Origin of the sequence: Stenotrophomonas sp. GD03654 (assembly GCF_029845105.1) — a bacterium.
In the GTDB taxonomy this organism is placed as follows: domain Bacteria; phylum Pseudomonadota; class Gammaproteobacteria; order Xanthomonadales; family Xanthomonadaceae; genus Stenotrophomonas; species Stenotrophomonas africana.
Genome location: NZ_JAOCLC010000033.1, coordinates 39,677 through 54,695, shown reverse-complemented (window position 1 = coordinate 54,695; position 15,019 = coordinate 39,677). Strand labels below are relative to the sequence as shown.

14 protein-coding genes are annotated in these 15,019 nt (G+C 59.5%); 3 read left to right on the top strand and 11 right to left on the bottom strand.

Annotation, left to right across the window (positions count from 1 at the left end; translation table 11 throughout):
* Nucleotides 1–116: 116 nt before the first annotated feature.
* On the bottom strand, nucleotides 117–590 hold the full coding sequence (locus N5J73_RS13450) for a nuclear transport factor 2 family protein (RefSeq protein ID WP_239508864.1): 474 nt from the start codon (nucleotides 588–590) through the stop codon (nucleotides 117–119).
* 114 nt (nucleotides 591–704) lie between these two features.
* Here N5J73_RS13450 and N5J73_RS13445 point away from each other — a divergent pair, with 114 nt between their 5' ends.
* Nucleotides 705–1,340 (top strand): Ivy family c-type lysozyme inhibitor, encoded by a 636-nt coding sequence (locus N5J73_RS13445; RefSeq protein ID WP_049446122.1) that lies wholly within the window; start codon nucleotides 705–707, stop codon nucleotides 1,338–1,340.
* A gap of 60 nt (nucleotides 1,341–1,400) precedes the next feature.
* On the opposite strand, the gene N5J73_RS13440 is transcribed toward N5J73_RS13445, so the two are convergent.
* The 4 genes from N5J73_RS13440 to N5J73_RS13425 form a co-directional block, all read right to left on the bottom strand.
* A complete protein-coding gene (locus N5J73_RS13440; RefSeq protein ID WP_049446124.1) occupies nucleotides 1,401–1,775 on the bottom strand; it encodes a hypothetical protein in 375 nt (124 codons plus the stop codon).
* A gap of 481 nt (nucleotides 1,776–2,256) precedes the next feature.
* A complete protein-coding gene (arsB, locus tag N5J73_RS13435) occupies nucleotides 2,257–3,288 on the bottom strand; it encodes an ACR3 family arsenite efflux transporter (protein WP_049446125.1) in 1,032 nt (343 codons plus the stop codon).
* An 8-nt stretch (nucleotides 3,289–3,296) separates the two neighbouring features.
* Nucleotides 3,297–3,800 carry an arsenate reductase ArsC gene (locus N5J73_RS13430; RefSeq protein WP_049446126.1) on the bottom strand — a complete coding sequence of 168 codons (504 nt, stop codon included), beginning with the start codon at nucleotides 3,798–3,800 and terminating at the stop codon, nucleotides 3,297–3,299.
* Nucleotides 3,801–3,837: 37 nt separating this feature from the next.
* Nucleotides 3,838–4,167, bottom strand: coding sequence for a metalloregulator ArsR/SmtB family transcription factor (locus N5J73_RS13425; protein WP_049446128.1), 330 nt, complete (start codon nucleotides 4,165–4,167; stop codon nucleotides 3,838–3,840).
* 17 nt (nucleotides 4,168–4,184) lie between these two features.
* Between N5J73_RS13425 and arsH the strand changes: the two genes are divergently transcribed.
* A complete protein-coding gene (gene arsH / locus N5J73_RS13420) occupies nucleotides 4,185–4,913 on the top strand; it encodes an arsenical resistance protein ArsH (protein WP_049446130.1) in 729 nt (242 codons plus the stop codon).
* Between the two features lie 34 nt (nucleotides 4,914–4,947).
* On the opposite strand, the gene N5J73_RS13415 is transcribed toward arsH, so the two are convergent.
* Both N5J73_RS13415 and N5J73_RS13410 read right to left on the bottom strand, forming a co-directional pair.
* Nucleotides 4,948–5,652: a L,D-transpeptidase gene (locus tag N5J73_RS13415; RefSeq protein WP_049446132.1), complete on the bottom strand. Its 705-nt coding sequence runs from the start codon at nucleotides 5,650–5,652 to the stop codon at nucleotides 4,948–4,950.
* 165 nt (nucleotides 5,653–5,817) lie between these two features.
* Nucleotides 5,818–6,090 (bottom strand): hypothetical protein, encoded by a 273-nt coding sequence (locus tag N5J73_RS13410; RefSeq protein ID WP_010487149.1) that lies wholly within the window; start codon nucleotides 6,088–6,090, stop codon nucleotides 5,818–5,820.
* 1,101 nt (nucleotides 6,091–7,191) lie between these two features.
* On the opposite strand from N5J73_RS13410, the gene N5J73_RS13405 reads away from it, so the two are divergent.
* Nucleotides 7,192–7,857, top strand: a complete 666-nt coding sequence (locus N5J73_RS13405; protein ID WP_279941070.1) for a hypothetical protein — start codon at nucleotides 7,192–7,194, stop codon at nucleotides 7,855–7,857.
* Between the two features lie 139 nt (nucleotides 7,858–7,996).
* Here N5J73_RS13405 and N5J73_RS13400 read toward each other — a convergent pair whose 3' ends face one another.
* The 4 genes from N5J73_RS13400 to N5J73_RS13385 form a co-directional block, all read right to left on the bottom strand.
* A complete protein-coding gene (locus N5J73_RS13400; protein ID WP_279941069.1) occupies nucleotides 7,997–9,508 on the bottom strand; it encodes an AAA family ATPase in 1,512 nt (503 codons plus the stop codon).
* Between the two features lie 557 nt (nucleotides 9,509–10,065).
* Nucleotides 10,066–10,707 (bottom strand): hypothetical protein, encoded by a 642-nt coding sequence (locus N5J73_RS13395; RefSeq protein ID WP_279941068.1) that lies wholly within the window; start codon nucleotides 10,705–10,707, stop codon nucleotides 10,066–10,068.
* A gap of 692 nt (nucleotides 10,708–11,399) precedes the next feature.
* Nucleotides 11,400–12,431: a transposition helper protein gene (locus N5J73_RS13390; protein WP_279941066.1), complete on the bottom strand. Its 1,032-nt coding sequence runs from the start codon at nucleotides 12,429–12,431 to the stop codon at nucleotides 11,400–11,402.
* A gap of 55 nt (nucleotides 12,432–12,486) precedes the next feature.
* Nucleotides 12,487–14,880, bottom strand: coding sequence for a transposase (locus tag N5J73_RS13385; RefSeq protein WP_279941065.1), 2,394 nt, complete (start codon nucleotides 14,878–14,880; stop codon nucleotides 12,487–12,489).
* Nucleotides 14,881–15,019: the final 139 nt, after the last annotated feature.

The following is a 15,019-nucleotide window of genomic DNA, read 5'->3' as shown; positions in this document are numbered from 1 at the left end:
TTTTTTTTGTGCGCGCCCCATCCACGCATGGCGTGGATCTACGACGGACCCCGCTTCTGGTAGCTGCCAACCTTGGTTGGCGCCCGGTAGCGCCGGGCCATGCCCGCCGGCATTCATCACCGCGCCCGCGGCGGCGCGCTGGTGTTGTCCATGTCCGAGAAGATCAACCACGGCCCATCGCCCACGCGCTTCAACGTGAGCGTGAACTTGCCGGTATCGACCACGTTGTTGCCGTAGCTGTAGGCACCAATGATGTAGCCCGTGTTGCCCTCCATCGAATACGCAAGGGCACGCAACCGCAACGGGCTGCTGCCCTGGCCGGCATACGCAGCCTCGATCGCACTGCGGCCGCGCACCGGCGGCTGGTTGCTCTGCAGCACAAAGCCATCCTCGGCGAACAGCGCAGCCAGTGCCTTGGCATCACCGTTGCGCCACGCCTGCTCATAGTCGCGCAGTACACGGTCCAGCGGCGCGGGCAGGGCGGCATCGGGCAGGCGCGCAGGCGTCGTGCCTTCAGCTCCGAATGCCATTGCCGGCGATGCCAGCAGCAGGGCACTGCAGAAGATCATGGCGAGTGGTGTACGGCGCATGCGTCCGGCTCCAGGCGATGACGGGAAGCTGTCAACGCATCCTAGCGCGGTGCTGGTTAGAATCACGCGGCCGTCGACGCGGACGATGCAGCGCAGATCAGACAAGGACACGCGATGAAGATGCGAATCACAGGGATGGCGATGATGGTCGCGCTGCTGGCGGCCTGCGGGCAGGCACCGGCGCCGGATGCAGCACCGGCCGCCGCAGCAACAGTGGTCGAAAAGGAACCGTCCATCGAAGACGGTGTGGATCCCGCGGTATGGGACAACGAAGGCGAACCGGAAGACCCGAGCGCCGGCGGCGAACTGACCTGCGCGGACAATCCGCTGGCGACGCATTTCTTCACCCTGGTGGGTGGCAACGCCGTGGACGACTGCGGTCGCAAGGATCCGAAGGTTCTTGCCGCGTTCAACGCCCTGATGAAGAACACGGCGGCGGCCGAATCCGCCGACAAGGAGATTCCCTCGCTGCGCGAACGCCTGTTGAGCGGACCCAGCGGGCCTGGCGAACTGGTAGTGCTGCAGGGCGAGCCGTGGTGGTTCTACACCGCTTGCCAGGCCCACGACTGTCCCGGCACCGCGTTGGCAATGCTGTACTCGCCCGATCAGTCGAAGATGGTCGGCCGTCTTACCGCGCGCTGCCGTGTGTGGTGGCTGGGTGAGCCGACGGCGGAACAACGTGCGCAGATCGAACAGCGCCAGCCACTGCAGGATGCCGCGTTGAAGGAAGACGGCGCGCCCTGCGAGTGATGTGGCGCGCGCCGCAGCGCCGGGCCGTGCCCGGCGTTGCAGTGAGCGTTGTTCCCCGTGTCACCCTTCCGGGCGCATGCGTGCGCTGACCTGTGCGGTCAGCGACAGACTGGCCATCATCAGGCCCTCCATCACGCGGTCGCCCACGTACTCCTCGTCGGGACCGTTCTGGCGCACGCGCTCGGCAGCCAGCAGCATTTCCAGCGCCACGCGCAGGCCGGTCAATGCGCAATCCGCGTCGGCCAGCGCCATGCGGCGGCCCGGCATCTGATGACGTTCGGGCCAGGGCTGGCCGTCGGCGGCGGCGCCCTTGCCGATGCGGTCGAGCGTGGCGATGAAACCGAGAGGATCGTGCGCGTGCGCCGCTTCCGAAGGCACGTCCGCGTTGGCGGGTACGTACTGCGTGCGTAGTCGGGAGGATTCGGGTGTGCTCATGGCAAAGGCTCCGTGCAGGACAGACGGCAGCCGCCACGCAAAGGTGGCGGGCGGAGACGTGGCTCGAAAACCGGGCGCTTGTTGAAACCGGCAGGCACAAGGCCTCCACGCTCCGCCCGCCATGACCGGCAGACGGATTGCCCGCCGGCGCCACGAGGGGTGACGCCGGCGGGCAAGCGTTGTTAAACAAGCGCACGGGTTTTCGAAGCCCGGCCATCCTTTTTCGATGGCACGTCATCTGTACGCGTGCTGCTGCGCGGTGCCAATCAGAACAGTTGCATTCAACGCTTGATCAAAGACGCTTTTGGCATTCTTGCATGCTGTTAAGTAGCCGCAGACCGAGGCGCCGCAATGGCCGCAGCGGCTTGGGCAATATGCGACACGGATCGAAGTTGATGACGTGGCGTATGGGTACCCGACCAAGCCGATGACGACAGTGCGGAGCGAAGAACGTAAATCGAAATCGATGCACTCTGATCTGTCAGCGCTCTTCGCGTCTCTCGTACCAGTCTTGAGTACGGTTCACGATCCGCACCACAGACAGCATGACCGGCACCTCGATCAGCACGCCCACCACGGTGGCCAGCGCCGCTCCCGACTGCACACCGAACAGCCCCACCGCTGTTGCCACCGCCAGCTCAAAGAAGTTACTGGCGCCAATCAGCGCTGAAGGGCCGGCCACGCAGTGCGCCACGCCCAAACGACGATTGAGCAGGTAGGCCAGGCCTGAAGTGAAGTAGACCTGGATCAGGATCGGCACTGCAATCAATGCAATCACCAGCGGTTGCTTCACGATCTGCTGGCCCTGGAATCCGAACAGCACCACCAGCGTCAGCAGCAGTGCGGACAGGGACAGCGGCCCCAACCTTCGAAGCGCGAGTTGCAGCCCCGCCTCGCCGCTGCGCGAAAGGATCCAGTGCCGCAGCAGTGCAGCGACCAGTACTGGCGCCACAATGTAGAGACCCACCGACAACAGCAGCGTGTCCCACGGCACGGTGATCGCCGACAGGCCCAGCAACAGCGCAACCACCGGTGCGTATGCGACCACCATGATCGCGTCGTTCAACGCCACCTGGCTCAGAGTGAAGTTGGCATCACCGCGGCACAGGTTGCTCCACACGAACACCATGGCGGTGCAGGGCGCGGCCGCCAGCAGGATCAGTCCGGCGATGTAGCTGTCGATCTGTGCTACGGGCAGCCAGTCCGCGAAGGCATGGCGCAGGAACAGCCAGCCCAGCAGCGCCATCGAAAACGGCTTGACCGCCCAGTTGATGAACAGTGTCACCCCGATGCCCTTCCAGTGCTGCTGCAACTGGCGCATTGCGCTGAAGTCGACCTTCAGCAGCATCGGGATGATCATCAACCAGATCAGGGCGGCAACCGGCAGATTGACCTTGGCGATTTCGGCCGAGGCCAACTCCGCGAAAGCAGCGGGTAGGACGTGGCCCAGCAGCGTGCCGACCGCAATACAAAGCCCGACCCAGAGCGTCAGGTAGCGCTCGAACAGATTCATGGGGGCAGTCACGGCATGCGATCAGTTGGCGGCAGCTGTCCGATCCGATCCAGCGTGTGCTGCAGCGCCTCGCGGTCGGACCACAATGATTCGGGCAGGGCGAGCAATGCACGCAGGCGCGCTTTCACGATGGCATGCGCCAGCGCGAACGCCGTGGCTTTCTCGGCATCGCTGCCCGCCACGGCCGCTGGATCGGGCAGGCCCCAGTGGCTGCGGATGAAGTCACCGAACACCACCGGGCAGGCCTCCGCTGCGGCTGAGTCGCATACGGTGATGACCAGATTCATGGGCGCTGCATCCACGAACTCATCCCACGACTTGCTGCGCAGCCCTTCAATGGGCATTCCTTCGGCCTGCAACTGGGCCAGCGCGAATGGATTGACCTGACCGGTGGGCTGACTGCCCGCACTGAATGCCGTGAAGCGATCGCCGCCCCAGGCGCGCAGGGTGGCTTCAGCAAGCACGCTGCGGGCGCTGTTGCCGGTACAGAGGAACAGGATATTGCGGGTCATGGAGCAATTGCCTTGAGAGGAGAGGATCTGTGTGGGGTCAGCAGTTGCAGGCAGGCGCCGTGGGCACGCATTGCTCGGTTGGCGAGCCCGCGCAGCAGTTGTGCGTCAGGTACTCGATCAAGCCGTTCATCGCATCGAAGTTGGCGCGGTAGCAGACATGGCGGCCCCGGCTTTCGCTCTCCACCAGGCCGGCCTGCACCAGCTCCTTCAGGTGGAAGCTGAGCGTGGCTGGGGGCACCTGCAGGGCCGTGGCGATATCGCCTGCCATCCGACCTGCCGGGCCAGCCTCTACCAGCAGGCGGAAGGCAGCCAGGCGGGTGGCATGACCCAGCGCAGTCAGGGCGGCAATTGCATTCAACGTTTCCATATTTCTAGAATAGTCGAATGAACAAGCCCAACACAAGCTCCCACCTGCCCAATCTGGTGCACGCCTCGCTGCCCCAGCCCGATCACCACCAGCTCGCCGCGGCAGATCCGGGACCGCCACGCATCCTCCTGCTCTACGGTTCGCTTCGGCCGCAGTCGTTCAGCCGCAAGCTGGCGCTGGACGCCGAGCGATTGCTGCGTCACCTGGGGTGCGAGACCCGCGTGTTCGATCCGCATGCGCTGCCCATGCTGGACAGCGTGGACACAAGCCACCCCGAAGTGCAGCGGTTGCGTGCGTGGTCGCAGTGGTCGGAAGGCCAGGTCTGGGTCAGTCCGGAGCGGCACGGCACGGTCACCGGCGTGTTCAAGAACCAGATCGACTGGTTGCCATTGGAGGATGGCAGCTTGCGGCCCACGCAAGGCCGCACGTTGGCAGTGATGCAGGTGAGCGGCGGTTCGCAGTCGTTCAACACGGTCAACACGTTGCGCGTGCTGGGCCGGTGGATGCGCATGCTGACCATCCCCAACCAGTCGTCGGTGGCCAAAGCCTGGCAGGAATTCGATGACGAAGGGCGAATGAAGCCCTCGCCGTACTACGACCGGGTGGTGGACGTGATGGAGGAGCTGGTGAAGTTCACGCTGTTGACGCGTGGCAGGACGGGCTACCTGGTGGACCGTTACAGCGAGCGGAAGGGCGATGCGCATGCCGCTGCATTGGCACGGGCCGCGGGCGCCGCAGCTTCCTGACTTCCAGTACGCAAACGCGCTCCACTACCCACTTCTACTTGCTTGCGCGCCGCGCGCCTTTCTCGTCTTCGTCCTTTGCATCCCCGCGGCTCTGCGCGAACTCCGGGAACGTCTTCGCGATCGAATCCTTGTCCGGCAGGATGTAGAACACACCGCCCTTCTCGAACGTGGACTGCACGATCTGGTCGTAGAACGCGGGCGAGACGTTGATGCAGCCGTGGGTGACGCGGTTGTCGTCCGGCGTCGGCGTTGCCAGCCGTTGGGCGCGCTTCTCTTTCGGGGTGCCTGGCGGCAGCGGGTGCATCGAGACGGCGGAATCGTAGTCCACCCACAGCACGCGCCCGGCATCGTCGGAGGGGCCGTAGCCACCAATGAAGCGGCCCGCCGGGGTGGTGCGGTCATGGCCTGGAATCGCACTCAGTGCGAGCTTGGCAACGCCCGGGGCCGAGTGATCGCCGATGGCCGAACCGAACAGTGCCGGTGCTGCACCGCGCAGCTTGCCGTCGCCACCGAAGACCAGTACCTGTGCCGCCGCCTTGTCCATGATCGCGAACGGATAGCCCTGGTTGTCCTTGCTGGCGACGACCCAGCCAGCCAGTTCAATCACTGTCTCAGACACGTTCTGGTCGGTCGGAAGCTCATCAACGGCGGCCACAGGTGTTGCAGACGCGTCCTTGTCCTTGTCCTTGTCCTTGTCCCTGGCATTGGCTACGCCGCTGCACGCGACGACCAGTGCCATGGCCAGTGCGGCATGGAGGGCGCGGCGTGCAGGGGAGGAGGAAGTGCGAATGGGACGACTCCTTGCAATGCAATCTCGGTGGAAGGATGCCAGTGGCCGGCGAAGGCCACTGGGTCCCGATACACCCGATACAGAGGTGGATCAATTCAAACGGTGAGGGAGCGATTACCCGCGCGGCTTGCGGCCGGCAGGTGCCCTTTCAAGCTGCTGCACGCGGCCTTCGATCTGGTCCAGGCGCTGGTTGGCCTGCTGTGCGGACTGGTTGGCGGACTCCGCGCTCTGCGCGGCACCCTGCACCTTTACGTCGAGCTGATCGAGACGCGAGTTGATGGTTGCAAACTCGTTCTTGTAAGAGGCGCAGGCGCCAAGGCTGACGGTGGCGATGAGCGCTACAGCAAGTGCGCGGGCCGTCTTCATGTGTTGCGGGTTCAGGTTCATTGCACTCCCTCCTTCGTCTGGGGAAGCTGGAATATAGCGGCGTTTGTTCCCGGCGCTACCAAGCGCTTTCAGCTGGAATTTGAATACGTGGATGCACTGTGAAGTCCATTTCTGACTCAGCATTAACAAGCGGGATCAGGCGAGCTGATGTACGCCGGCCGATCGCCTTGTGCCTGTTCAGAACAGCCAATTCATCTGTATGAAGCCGATGTCACATCGATTGAACTTCTGTGCCGTTGTTGGCAGCACCCGCCATCAGGCATCGGCTCGCCTCACGCGCGATTGCGGGGCGCGCGCAGCACGGAATCGCTCAGTCCGCGAACGTCACGCTCTCCATGATTCCGTAATTCTCACTGTCCCCCACCTCCTCTGAGTACGAGTAGGCAGCCCAATCCGGCAGCGAGACGACCACGCTCGTATGGACGAGATTGATCACGACTTCCAGGTTCAACACTTCGAAGCGATGGTGGCCGCGGATGATAGGGACGGTGCCAGTGAGCCGCTATTGGAAAAGTTGCAATTCGCCCTGATGCGAAGGCAATTCGAAGTAGGCGTGCTCCACGCACTCCTGCGCAGCAAGTGCGGGGGAGATCGCACCTTGAAATTAGACGGGCAAGCATAGGTTTGACCGCCTCGGCAACCAAAGGTCATACCGTCTAGCCCCGTCTACTCGCTCAACTATGGTTGCTTGGCAAGCATACGTTCGCCCCCTCTCAGGGCAGAACATAGGTCCAGCAAAGACTTTGCGTCAGATGACGATCCTCGAGCAGAATCATGGTTGCCCCTACTCAGTTTAATCGGACGAAGCCTAGAGCCGCATTCATAAATCTCAATAAGGCTTGCAATCCCACAGCTCTTCACCTGCTCGGCTCGTCGCCTTAGCTGCAGTTTTGACCGCAGCATCCAAGCGCTGTTTAACTTGGACAGCGAGGATGTCTTTGGTTCGCTTCGCCAAGACGCTTTGCGCGTTCAGCTTCAGGAGCGAGCTTCGATCTGATCAGAGATTAGAACCAGAGCACGCTGTCTAGCCTCGCCATCCGGTCTCGCTCTGGATCGCAAACCATCCATCGCCCCTTATCGGCCAATCTTCCCAGCCCGCAAATGATCACCTACTACGACCCTAGCCTTACATACATGTCTACCAGGCTGCACCCTTACGATGCGGGAGCTCCAGGCCAAAGCGGCTACGTTGATTTCAAAAGTCATCCCGAGAAGATCGAAACGTTACTTGAGGACTTCGTGCCGCATGCTGAGCAGACCGGAGTTCGAGCGTTCTACAACCTTCTCAGGTACGTGAATTCTCCCCAATCCCATTTTGAAAGCTGCGATTGCGGAATGCTTTACCCCAGTCCAAACACTGATAGCAACTCCACCCACAGCATCCGCATCAATGGTCGACTCTTCCTCATGTATAGGGATGAGAGGCTGAACTGCTCGAGAGAGCATTATGAGTGGCTCTGCGGAAGGCTGATGGCCGTGCTCAACGATATAGATTCCGAGCTTGTGGCAAATGAAGCCGTGCTTGGCTTCACGCTTAACCCAGTCCTCCACCCCAGTCTATCGACAACCGGGCAGTGGCTTTCCGATGGAAGTTTTGAGTGCGATGACGAGGACCCGGCCTATGGCAAGCACACCATGATCACGTTCTGGTCATACGGCGAAAGCGCAGCGGATGCGTTCGAGAATCTAGCGCGAACCTTCTCCAACCTCCAGCAGGCTTGTGAAATGCTGGACACTGAAATCAACGCTGCTATTGCCGGCGTCTGAATGCATCCAAGCGGTGAAAGGTTGTCTCTGCTAATCGCTAAATGCAGACCGTTAGCCTTGGCGCGAGGTCGGGATCTTCCGTTGTTTTGCGCAATGCGCCTTCGTTACCTGTCTTGCTCGGCGGTTGCGATGAGCATGCTCACCCGCGAACTATCGGTGCAACCAAAGCCATAACTATCGCTCTATTCTGCTCAAAATAGTGTTCGGCAAACACCTCGAAAAGCTGGCGTGTAATGTGCTCACGTGACTGTGTAGCCTTGATAGCCCTGATATGTTCAACCACCCTTGAAACCGCTGCCTTGCAGGCTTCCCGCTGTGGACCACCTGGTTGCAAGGGAAGCGCACCAACCAGATCTTGCGATATGTGAATCCGATGGTCGCCGAACTTCTCTCGAATGGATTGCTGCGCTACAGCGGTTGAGTTTTTCAGGTACTCAGCGACTCCAACTTCAGGCGTCCAAGGGAGATAGTTAATTTCAGGCTCCACCTCCTGCAAAATTGCCAACATGTCGTGCCTTCCGCTTGCGCGCCACCCTACAACACTCTCATCCTTCACATCTCGATCCAAGAGCATTGTCACGCGGGTTGTATTCGGCAGCATTGAAGAGCCTCGACGTACCATCTTGATAACGCTCATGAACGGCCCGACGGGGACCACCTGCACAGTTGGGTAGAGGCGCTGTTCGTCTGCATATAAAGCGCTGATTGTCATCTGGACCAGCGCTTCGCTGATGTACATAGCCGCGTCGTCTTCAACGTAGACTAAGACATCAGGTGCAGCCTCCTCTGTGGACGCAATCCCTCCGAGGGCATAGGTAGGGAAGCATCCCACAACCGTCGTTACCTCCGACCCCGATGCTTCGAGGAACATGATCTGCCTGCGTTTCACCGCCTTCAGCAGGCTAACGGAATGAGTTGAGAAAATTACTGTCAGACCCCGCTCTCCGGCGATTGCTTCGAGATGTCGAAGCAGGGCGATCTGCACGCGAGGATGCAGCGCTAGCTCCAGCTCGTCGACCAAGAGAAGCGAACCGTGAGGAATCGCCTGAAGATCTCGAAGCATCTTCAACACACATAGTTCTCCAAGACTGAAGTTCCTCTCGGAGTAGTACTGTGCACGAAAGGGAGCGGCTGCGGTCTGAATCAGGAACGCCTTGCTTCCTGATCCCGGTCGAAGGTTGATGTTACGAAGGTGATCGAACTTCGATGTACCGAATATCCTGTTGGCCGCTTCGCGAATTTCTGGTGCCGCTGGGCGAACGCGACGAGGCGCGAAGTCCTCCGGATTAGGCGTGATTCGATCGGCAGTCGCACCGAAGTAGTAGCCAGCCGGGTAGCCCAGGTTTCGCAGGATTGAGCTGTTGCCACGGGGTGTCGGGACCCAGCGCTCGCCAGCATAGGCGTACGTCACGCCAACATTCCCGCTGTGATAGCTAATACGTGCTGAATCCACACGGTCAAGCTGATCACTTGCGCGGGACGTCGCGAAGTGGCGGCGGAAGGAGTTGCTGTCAAATATTCGCCTCAGGCATGCGAGCAATGTGGTTTTGCCAGCACCGTTTGATCCCGCCAGAACGTGGACCCCGGGACCGGGTATCTCGAACTTCAGCGACTCGATGTGTTTGAGCCCAGCAATCTCAATCCATGCCATTCCCTACCCCTTCGCTAGTGACCAGCTGGAGAAGTACTTCCGAATTGTCCTTGACGTCCAATACTGCTTGCCAGTGCCCCGGTCAGGCAGCCGAACACGCTCCTTTTACGGATGACGGGAGCTTCTACTGAGCACCAAGACGGTCAGATATCACCCCTCTTGGGCCGGTGTCAACGATGCCCAGATTCGTAGCCTCCGAAAGCGATGCGGTGCGCCCCGCGCAGTCCCGATCTAGTCGCGAAGACTCCGGCAACTTTGCCTATCACCCAAGGAGCCAGTCACAAGCCCAGCAAGCACGAAGGAGCTTCCCCCGCTTTCCGGTTGAGTGGTGGCTCTCATCCTATGAAAGTTCAGCAAGAGATCGGCTACTCCGCCAACCAGCTCGATCACTAGATCTTCCCATTGCATCATCCAGCAGCAGAAAGATGGAGGAATTCAGTGTGGTACACAGATGACTTAAAGATTGAGGGGTTCCGCCCGTTCGTTGAGTATGGCCGTCCGGTGTGGAAAGGGTCCGGGCGACTGCCGAGGACACCAGCCTGGCAGCGACTGCGCACTCATTTCCTCCTCAGGGAAAGTCTCGTCTTCTTCCCGCGGCACTCGGCAGGGTCACCAGCAGCTGAGAACGCTTGGGACAGTACAGCTTTCCTTATGACCATCGCCGTCCGGGCGCATTCTCTAGCTGTTTCAGCCGTAATAGCGAATCTCTCCAGAAGTTCACGCGCCACGCCCCTTTCGCGTACGCCGTTCCCCAGCAGGGTCATAGACAGATCCATGATTCTCCTGGCCGCGCGCCGACCCGCCAGAAGATCCTGGCCAGGTTGCATCTGAAGATCTATGTAGGCGCTGAATGATGGCGCACGGTGGATAGAACTTTTTCGCTTAGCGACCAACAGTAGGCTGAGGAACTGCTGACTAGGGAACACACGCGTATTGGCCCTGCAGAGCGCGTGGAGTACGACTTCGAATTTCCTCGCCTGTGCTCCCCAGTCTTCAAGATCAAAGGCGATCTCACCGTCCACCTCATGGCTTGGAAACAACGACGTCGATGAGGCCGGAACTGGTTCGGTCAAAATTCCAATGATGTCAACAGATTTGATGGCGGATAGGTTGAGTAGCGTTCTGAAAGTGGTGGTAGTTCGCCTAAAGCGATTTGCGTCCCTCCAGAATCTGTTGTGAACGATCTTCAGCCTATCCAATGTCCCATCTTGACGGAGCCCATCAAAGAAACGCTGATAGTTCTCTGCAGGAATAACCACGTCAGGATTGGTTGCGGTCCAGCGTACGACGTCCTCGATCGAAGCGTTGGCCCAAGATTGAAGTGCACTCGGTCTCTCGTGCGTGGCTGCGCGTGCCAGGCTGCAACCGCAATAAGCGCACAAGGCCGCCTTGCTCCTTCGCAACTGTTGACTGTTGCCGCAATCTTGGCAGCGATCAATGATTCTGACTGAGTGCAAGGAGCAATGCGAGTAGTGAAGGAAGTTCCAGATCAGCCTCTCACTCAGACCATCACTCTCGCCTGCGTCCAGTAGGCACTCAGGACACCAGCGGCGATTGATGCCAGCAAGGCCACCATCCCGCATCTGCAGAACATTAATGAAAGGCGAGAGCGTACAGCCGACCAGCCGTTGATTAGTCAACTGCTCTAGCGCCCGCGCCCGGTTGAGGCTCACCTGCCCTGGTCCAACGAAGCTGTTTCGCTCACGCAGTCCATTTATCGGCTGGCCGGCGACCGTGTCAAGCACTCCAGCGAGATGTGTCTTGGTAAACCCGGTTGTGTCGCACATCCTCTGGAAGTACCCTCCAAGCGATTCAGTCTGGGCAGTGCCGCCATCGATCGGCGCAATTGGCGGAAGTGCTGTCCAACGATACCCCGCGTGTGCCGTAGTCATCATCTCTCCACTCCCCCCGTACCGACTCGCTTCAGGAAGTCAGCAATTCTCTTCTCGCCATTCAAGGGCTTCTGATCCGCAAGCTTGTTGAAGGCCAACACGCTGCTCCACACTGTTCCAAGCTCCTTCTCGCTTGAGGAGCTGGCGTGCAAGTGCGCTTCAGTGATGCTGCTTGCCCCCTCATTCCTTCGCCGAAGCTCAGCTCGATGCACGACATCGATTGTGGGGCCAAATACGCCTGCACCATTGGCATACATCAGATCTGCATTCTTAACGAGGATCCTAGGATCCTGCAGGTTGAAGTTCTTCCCGATGCCCTTGAGAACCGCAACGAAATCGCGCTCGTCTTGCGGGTTCGTCAGGTTGTACGGCCGGATGTAGACGAACCGGGATCTATTCCATACGTCGGGGTGTCCCGCCCACAAGCTCTCTGCAGTATGGGTAGCAAGCATCACTATGACGCAGCCGATCTCTTCGATCAGTCGAACTAGGTTCGACATGTAGCCATAGCTGGTCTGATGAAGATGCACCATCGTCAAGGTGCCCGCCTCTTCCAAGAAGATGTACTTCAGCTGGCGCTGCTTCGCCACTGATTCGAAGCTGTGCTGCAGTCTCGGCTGCGATTGCGTTGCCCTCACTTTCTTCCACAGCTCATTATTCACCTCCGCCTCCGCATGGAGATGGTGCGCATCGGTGCTGATCGTTCGATCCTGGGCTTCAAGCCAGCTGAAGTCAGGTTCCACGACGGCGTGATGGAGACGCAGCGTGAGATCCTTGGAGTTGAATTTTCCGCGGTCATTGGCCATTGCGCGCACCGATATCAAAGGCAGTGTCCCGGCGGGCCAGTAGATTTGCTTCCCGGCGAGCGCAGGAAGAATTGCTTGTCTGATCTCGCTCTTACCCGAGCCAGAAGGTGCAATCGCCCAAACGAATGTGCCCCCGCGAGCACTCTGAATGGCGTTCAGGAGCTCGGAATAGGCAGTCTTCATGCGGCTATGATTCACAAAAGGAATTCCAGAGTTGCTGGTCACTGCTGCCTCCTGTGGGTTTGAATGATGGGCTCTGTCCTGCTTCAAACGGGCCCGATCACAGTGTTTCAATGGAGTCAAAGTCGTCCACGGCTCGTTTCTTGATCCCGCGAAGGTCGAGTTCAACAAGAGTGTCATCTGGTGGCGAAGGAGCGCTACTCGAGTCAGCCTCACTCGGTACGGGATGAGCCGGGGTGATGGGCTTCGCATTCGCGGCTGCCGTGCGCATCGCCTGAGCGTGCCTCGCGATCTGCTTTGCTTCGAGAAGCGATGGCGCGTAGAGCCGGTCATACATGCCCTTGAACGACCGCTCAAGTAGGGAGGTATGAGCTGTAGGACCAATCAAGTTGCAGAAGGCCTTGAATGTTCCAAGATTGGTCCTAACCCAGATGAAGCTCGGGTCTTCTGGGTCAACGCGAAGCTCTTCAACATCGAATGATGCGTCGAGTTCCCCTAGTTCGTTGGAGTTGAAGTAGCGACCGTACACCTCAAATCCGCGTCCAGGAACATACTTGTTGCTGCTGTGTGGGATCGCCGTTCTGAAGAGGAACTCCTCGTCAACCGATGCGTACAGGCCGGCACTCGGAAAGAGAAGATCTGCGTGGGCTCCACGTTCGGCCGGGCTCGCGAAGCCTTGTAAAGGCACAGTCGGGAAATGCTCATAGAGCGTCTCCTCGGCCACCCTTTGAACGGTTTCAAAGCGGTGCCTCGCAGTTTTGTAGCTCTTGAACTTCCCATCCACGCCCCGGCCCGCCTTGTCGGGATCGGTGCTGCCGTCAAGCTCGTGACTCACCTGCGAATTGAACCTAGAGAAGTATCGTTCAACGTTCGAGTTGAAGCTCGAACCCGCTGTTGGGCTGACAAAGACTGAGAACTGATATCGCATGGCCAGAGCTCTGAGAAAGTGGGACTCATTCTCGGTGGCGCGATCGACAAAGACGCTGTTGAACAGTCTTCCATTTCTGCGGACATAGTTGCGGATCAGGATGGCCAGGCCATCGCGCCGTGCTGGCCCGAAGACAAATGAATGCGCCATCGGCAAATCAGTCGCCTCATCCGTTCCTAGGTAAAGCAGGGCGGACTCTGCGCTGTCATCTATTCCATCGTCGCACACGACCCTGACGTCTGCTTTGGTGCTGTCCACGTGCAAGGTTCCATGTTTGGCTAAGGCTGCACCTGATCGGTCGCGGGCATCCGAGCGGGGCCGGTTCTTCTGATAGCCGCGCATTCCTTGCGTTGCAAGGATTTTCCGCAGTTCTATACCCCGGTCATCGAGCTTCCGCTGGAAGGCCTGGCGGCTCTGTGGCGACTCGCCGTCAGACTTACAGGCGTCCTTGAGTGCAGCGTACGCGTCCTTCTTCTGCCTGTATTTGCCTGCAGCGTATGCGCGAATTACCTCAGCCGTCCTCTTCTCCTGAACGGGGGTCAGCCGGCTGATTCGGTTGCCGCTTGCATGAAACCTGGTAAGGCACTGCTCGAGTTCGTTTTCACCTCTGCTTCGTGCCTCGACCACATTCCGTGCTATCTCACGCAGGTGCCTAGGGACGGCTGTGCCTTTGGCATGCGCAGATTGAATCAGTGCGAGCCGCTTCTCGGCGTTGGTGGCATCGACCAGCGTCGCCGTTGCAAACGCTGAGCTCAGTTGATTGCGAGATTGCCTGGCAACCGCGTAGAAGTTGCCACCTATCTCGATGGCCTGAGCCTGACTCATGGTCAGAAAGAAATTGCTCGTATCCGTGAGCGGAACATGCTCAACTGGGCCGAAGGCGCAACGGGTTCCAAGCAGAATTGCTGCTTGGCTCACACTGAATCCCTCGATAGTCTCGATCATCCAATCGAGGCTTCTGGGGCCGTCGGCGAGATGTGCTTGGATTCGCCTGCCCAAGGCTTTAGCCCCGTTGGCAGGTACGACGCGCATCTCGTTATAGATGACCTGCAGGTTCCGGAGCAGAGTGTCGACTGGGGAGGGACTCAACCACAGGACGTGCTCCATGCCGCGCTCCCTTGCCCAAGGACCATAGGCAAGGTTCTGAAGATCTCCATCGACATCGATCCATTCACCGGACTTTGCCGAAAGCAACCTGTCACGCGCGGAGCCGGCCTTGCATTCGACTAGCTCAACGCGACGAGTGCGGACGACAAGAAAATCCAGCGTCCCGCTCCTCACATGATTGCCAAATCTCACCCCCTTACAGGCGACCTGCGGAAAGTAGCCAAGCACATCCGGATCCAGCTCCAGAGTCAGCGCGAACAGATGTTCAACAGTATGACTCTCCAGCGTAATCAACTGGCCACATTTCACTGAATTGAAGTAAGTCACAACGTTGTGCAGCGCACCCTTTCCTGACTTCCGCGCTGGACTTGAGCTAGCCACCTCAAGGATGTGCCATCGCTGGTCGACAGTGAGGCCCTCCTGCTCCCGCAGACGCTGGGCCAGTTCTTCTTGATTCATGGATCCCTGCCTATCTACTGGGAGGCGGGCAGCCACCTCCCTCCCGGAATGCCTAGGGGTTGATTCCTATCGGGGTAAGGGGGTAGATTCGGCATAGCGGTAGTCATCGCTGCGCCTCAAACAGACCCCGGCCTGCCAG

What these genes read in the sequence shown, in the direction of transcription:
- N5J73_RS13450 (WP_239508864.1), bottom strand. Translation starts at nt 590, where the DNA reads ATGCGCCGTACACCACTCGCCATGATCTTCTGCAGTGCCCTGCTGCTG.
- N5J73_RS13445 (WP_049446122.1), top strand. Translation starts at nt 705, where the DNA reads ATGAAGATGCGAATCACAGGGATGGCGATGATGGTCGCGCTGCTGGCG.
- N5J73_RS13440 (WP_049446124.1), bottom strand. Translation starts at nt 1,775, where the DNA reads ATGAGCACACCCGAATCCTCCCGACTACGCACGCAGTACGTACCCGCC.
- arsB (WP_049446125.1), bottom strand. Translation starts at nt 3,288, where the DNA reads ATGAATCTGTTCGAGCGCTACCTGACGCTCTGGGTCGGGCTTTGTATT.
- N5J73_RS13430 (WP_049446126.1), bottom strand. Translation starts at nt 3,800, where the DNA reads ATGACCCGCAATATCCTGTTCCTCTGTACCGGCAACAGCGCCCGCAGC.
- N5J73_RS13425 (WP_049446128.1), bottom strand. Translation starts at nt 4,167, where the DNA reads ATGGAAACGTTGAATGCAATTGCCGCCCTGACTGCGCTGGGTCATGCC.
- arsH (WP_049446130.1), top strand. Translation starts at nt 4,185, where the DNA reads ATGAACAAGCCCAACACAAGCTCCCACCTGCCCAATCTGGTGCACGCC.
- N5J73_RS13415 (WP_049446132.1), bottom strand. Translation starts at nt 5,652, where the DNA reads ATGGCACTGGTCGTCGCGTGCAGCGGCGTAGCCAATGCCAGGGACAAG.
- N5J73_RS13410 (WP_010487149.1), bottom strand. Translation starts at nt 6,090, where the DNA reads ATGAACCTGAACCCGCAACACATGAAGACGGCCCGCGCACTTGCTGTA.
- N5J73_RS13405 (WP_279941070.1), top strand. Translation starts at nt 7,192, where the DNA reads ATGATCACCTACTACGACCCTAGCCTTACATACATGTCTACCAGGCTG.
- N5J73_RS13400 (WP_279941069.1), bottom strand. Translation starts at nt 9,508, where the DNA reads ATGGCATGGATTGAGATTGCTGGGCTCAAACACATCGAGTCGCTGAAG.
- N5J73_RS13385 (WP_279941065.1), bottom strand. Translation starts at nt 14,880, where the DNA reads ATGAATCAAGAAGAACTGGCCCAGCGTCTGCGGGAGCAGGAGGGCCTC.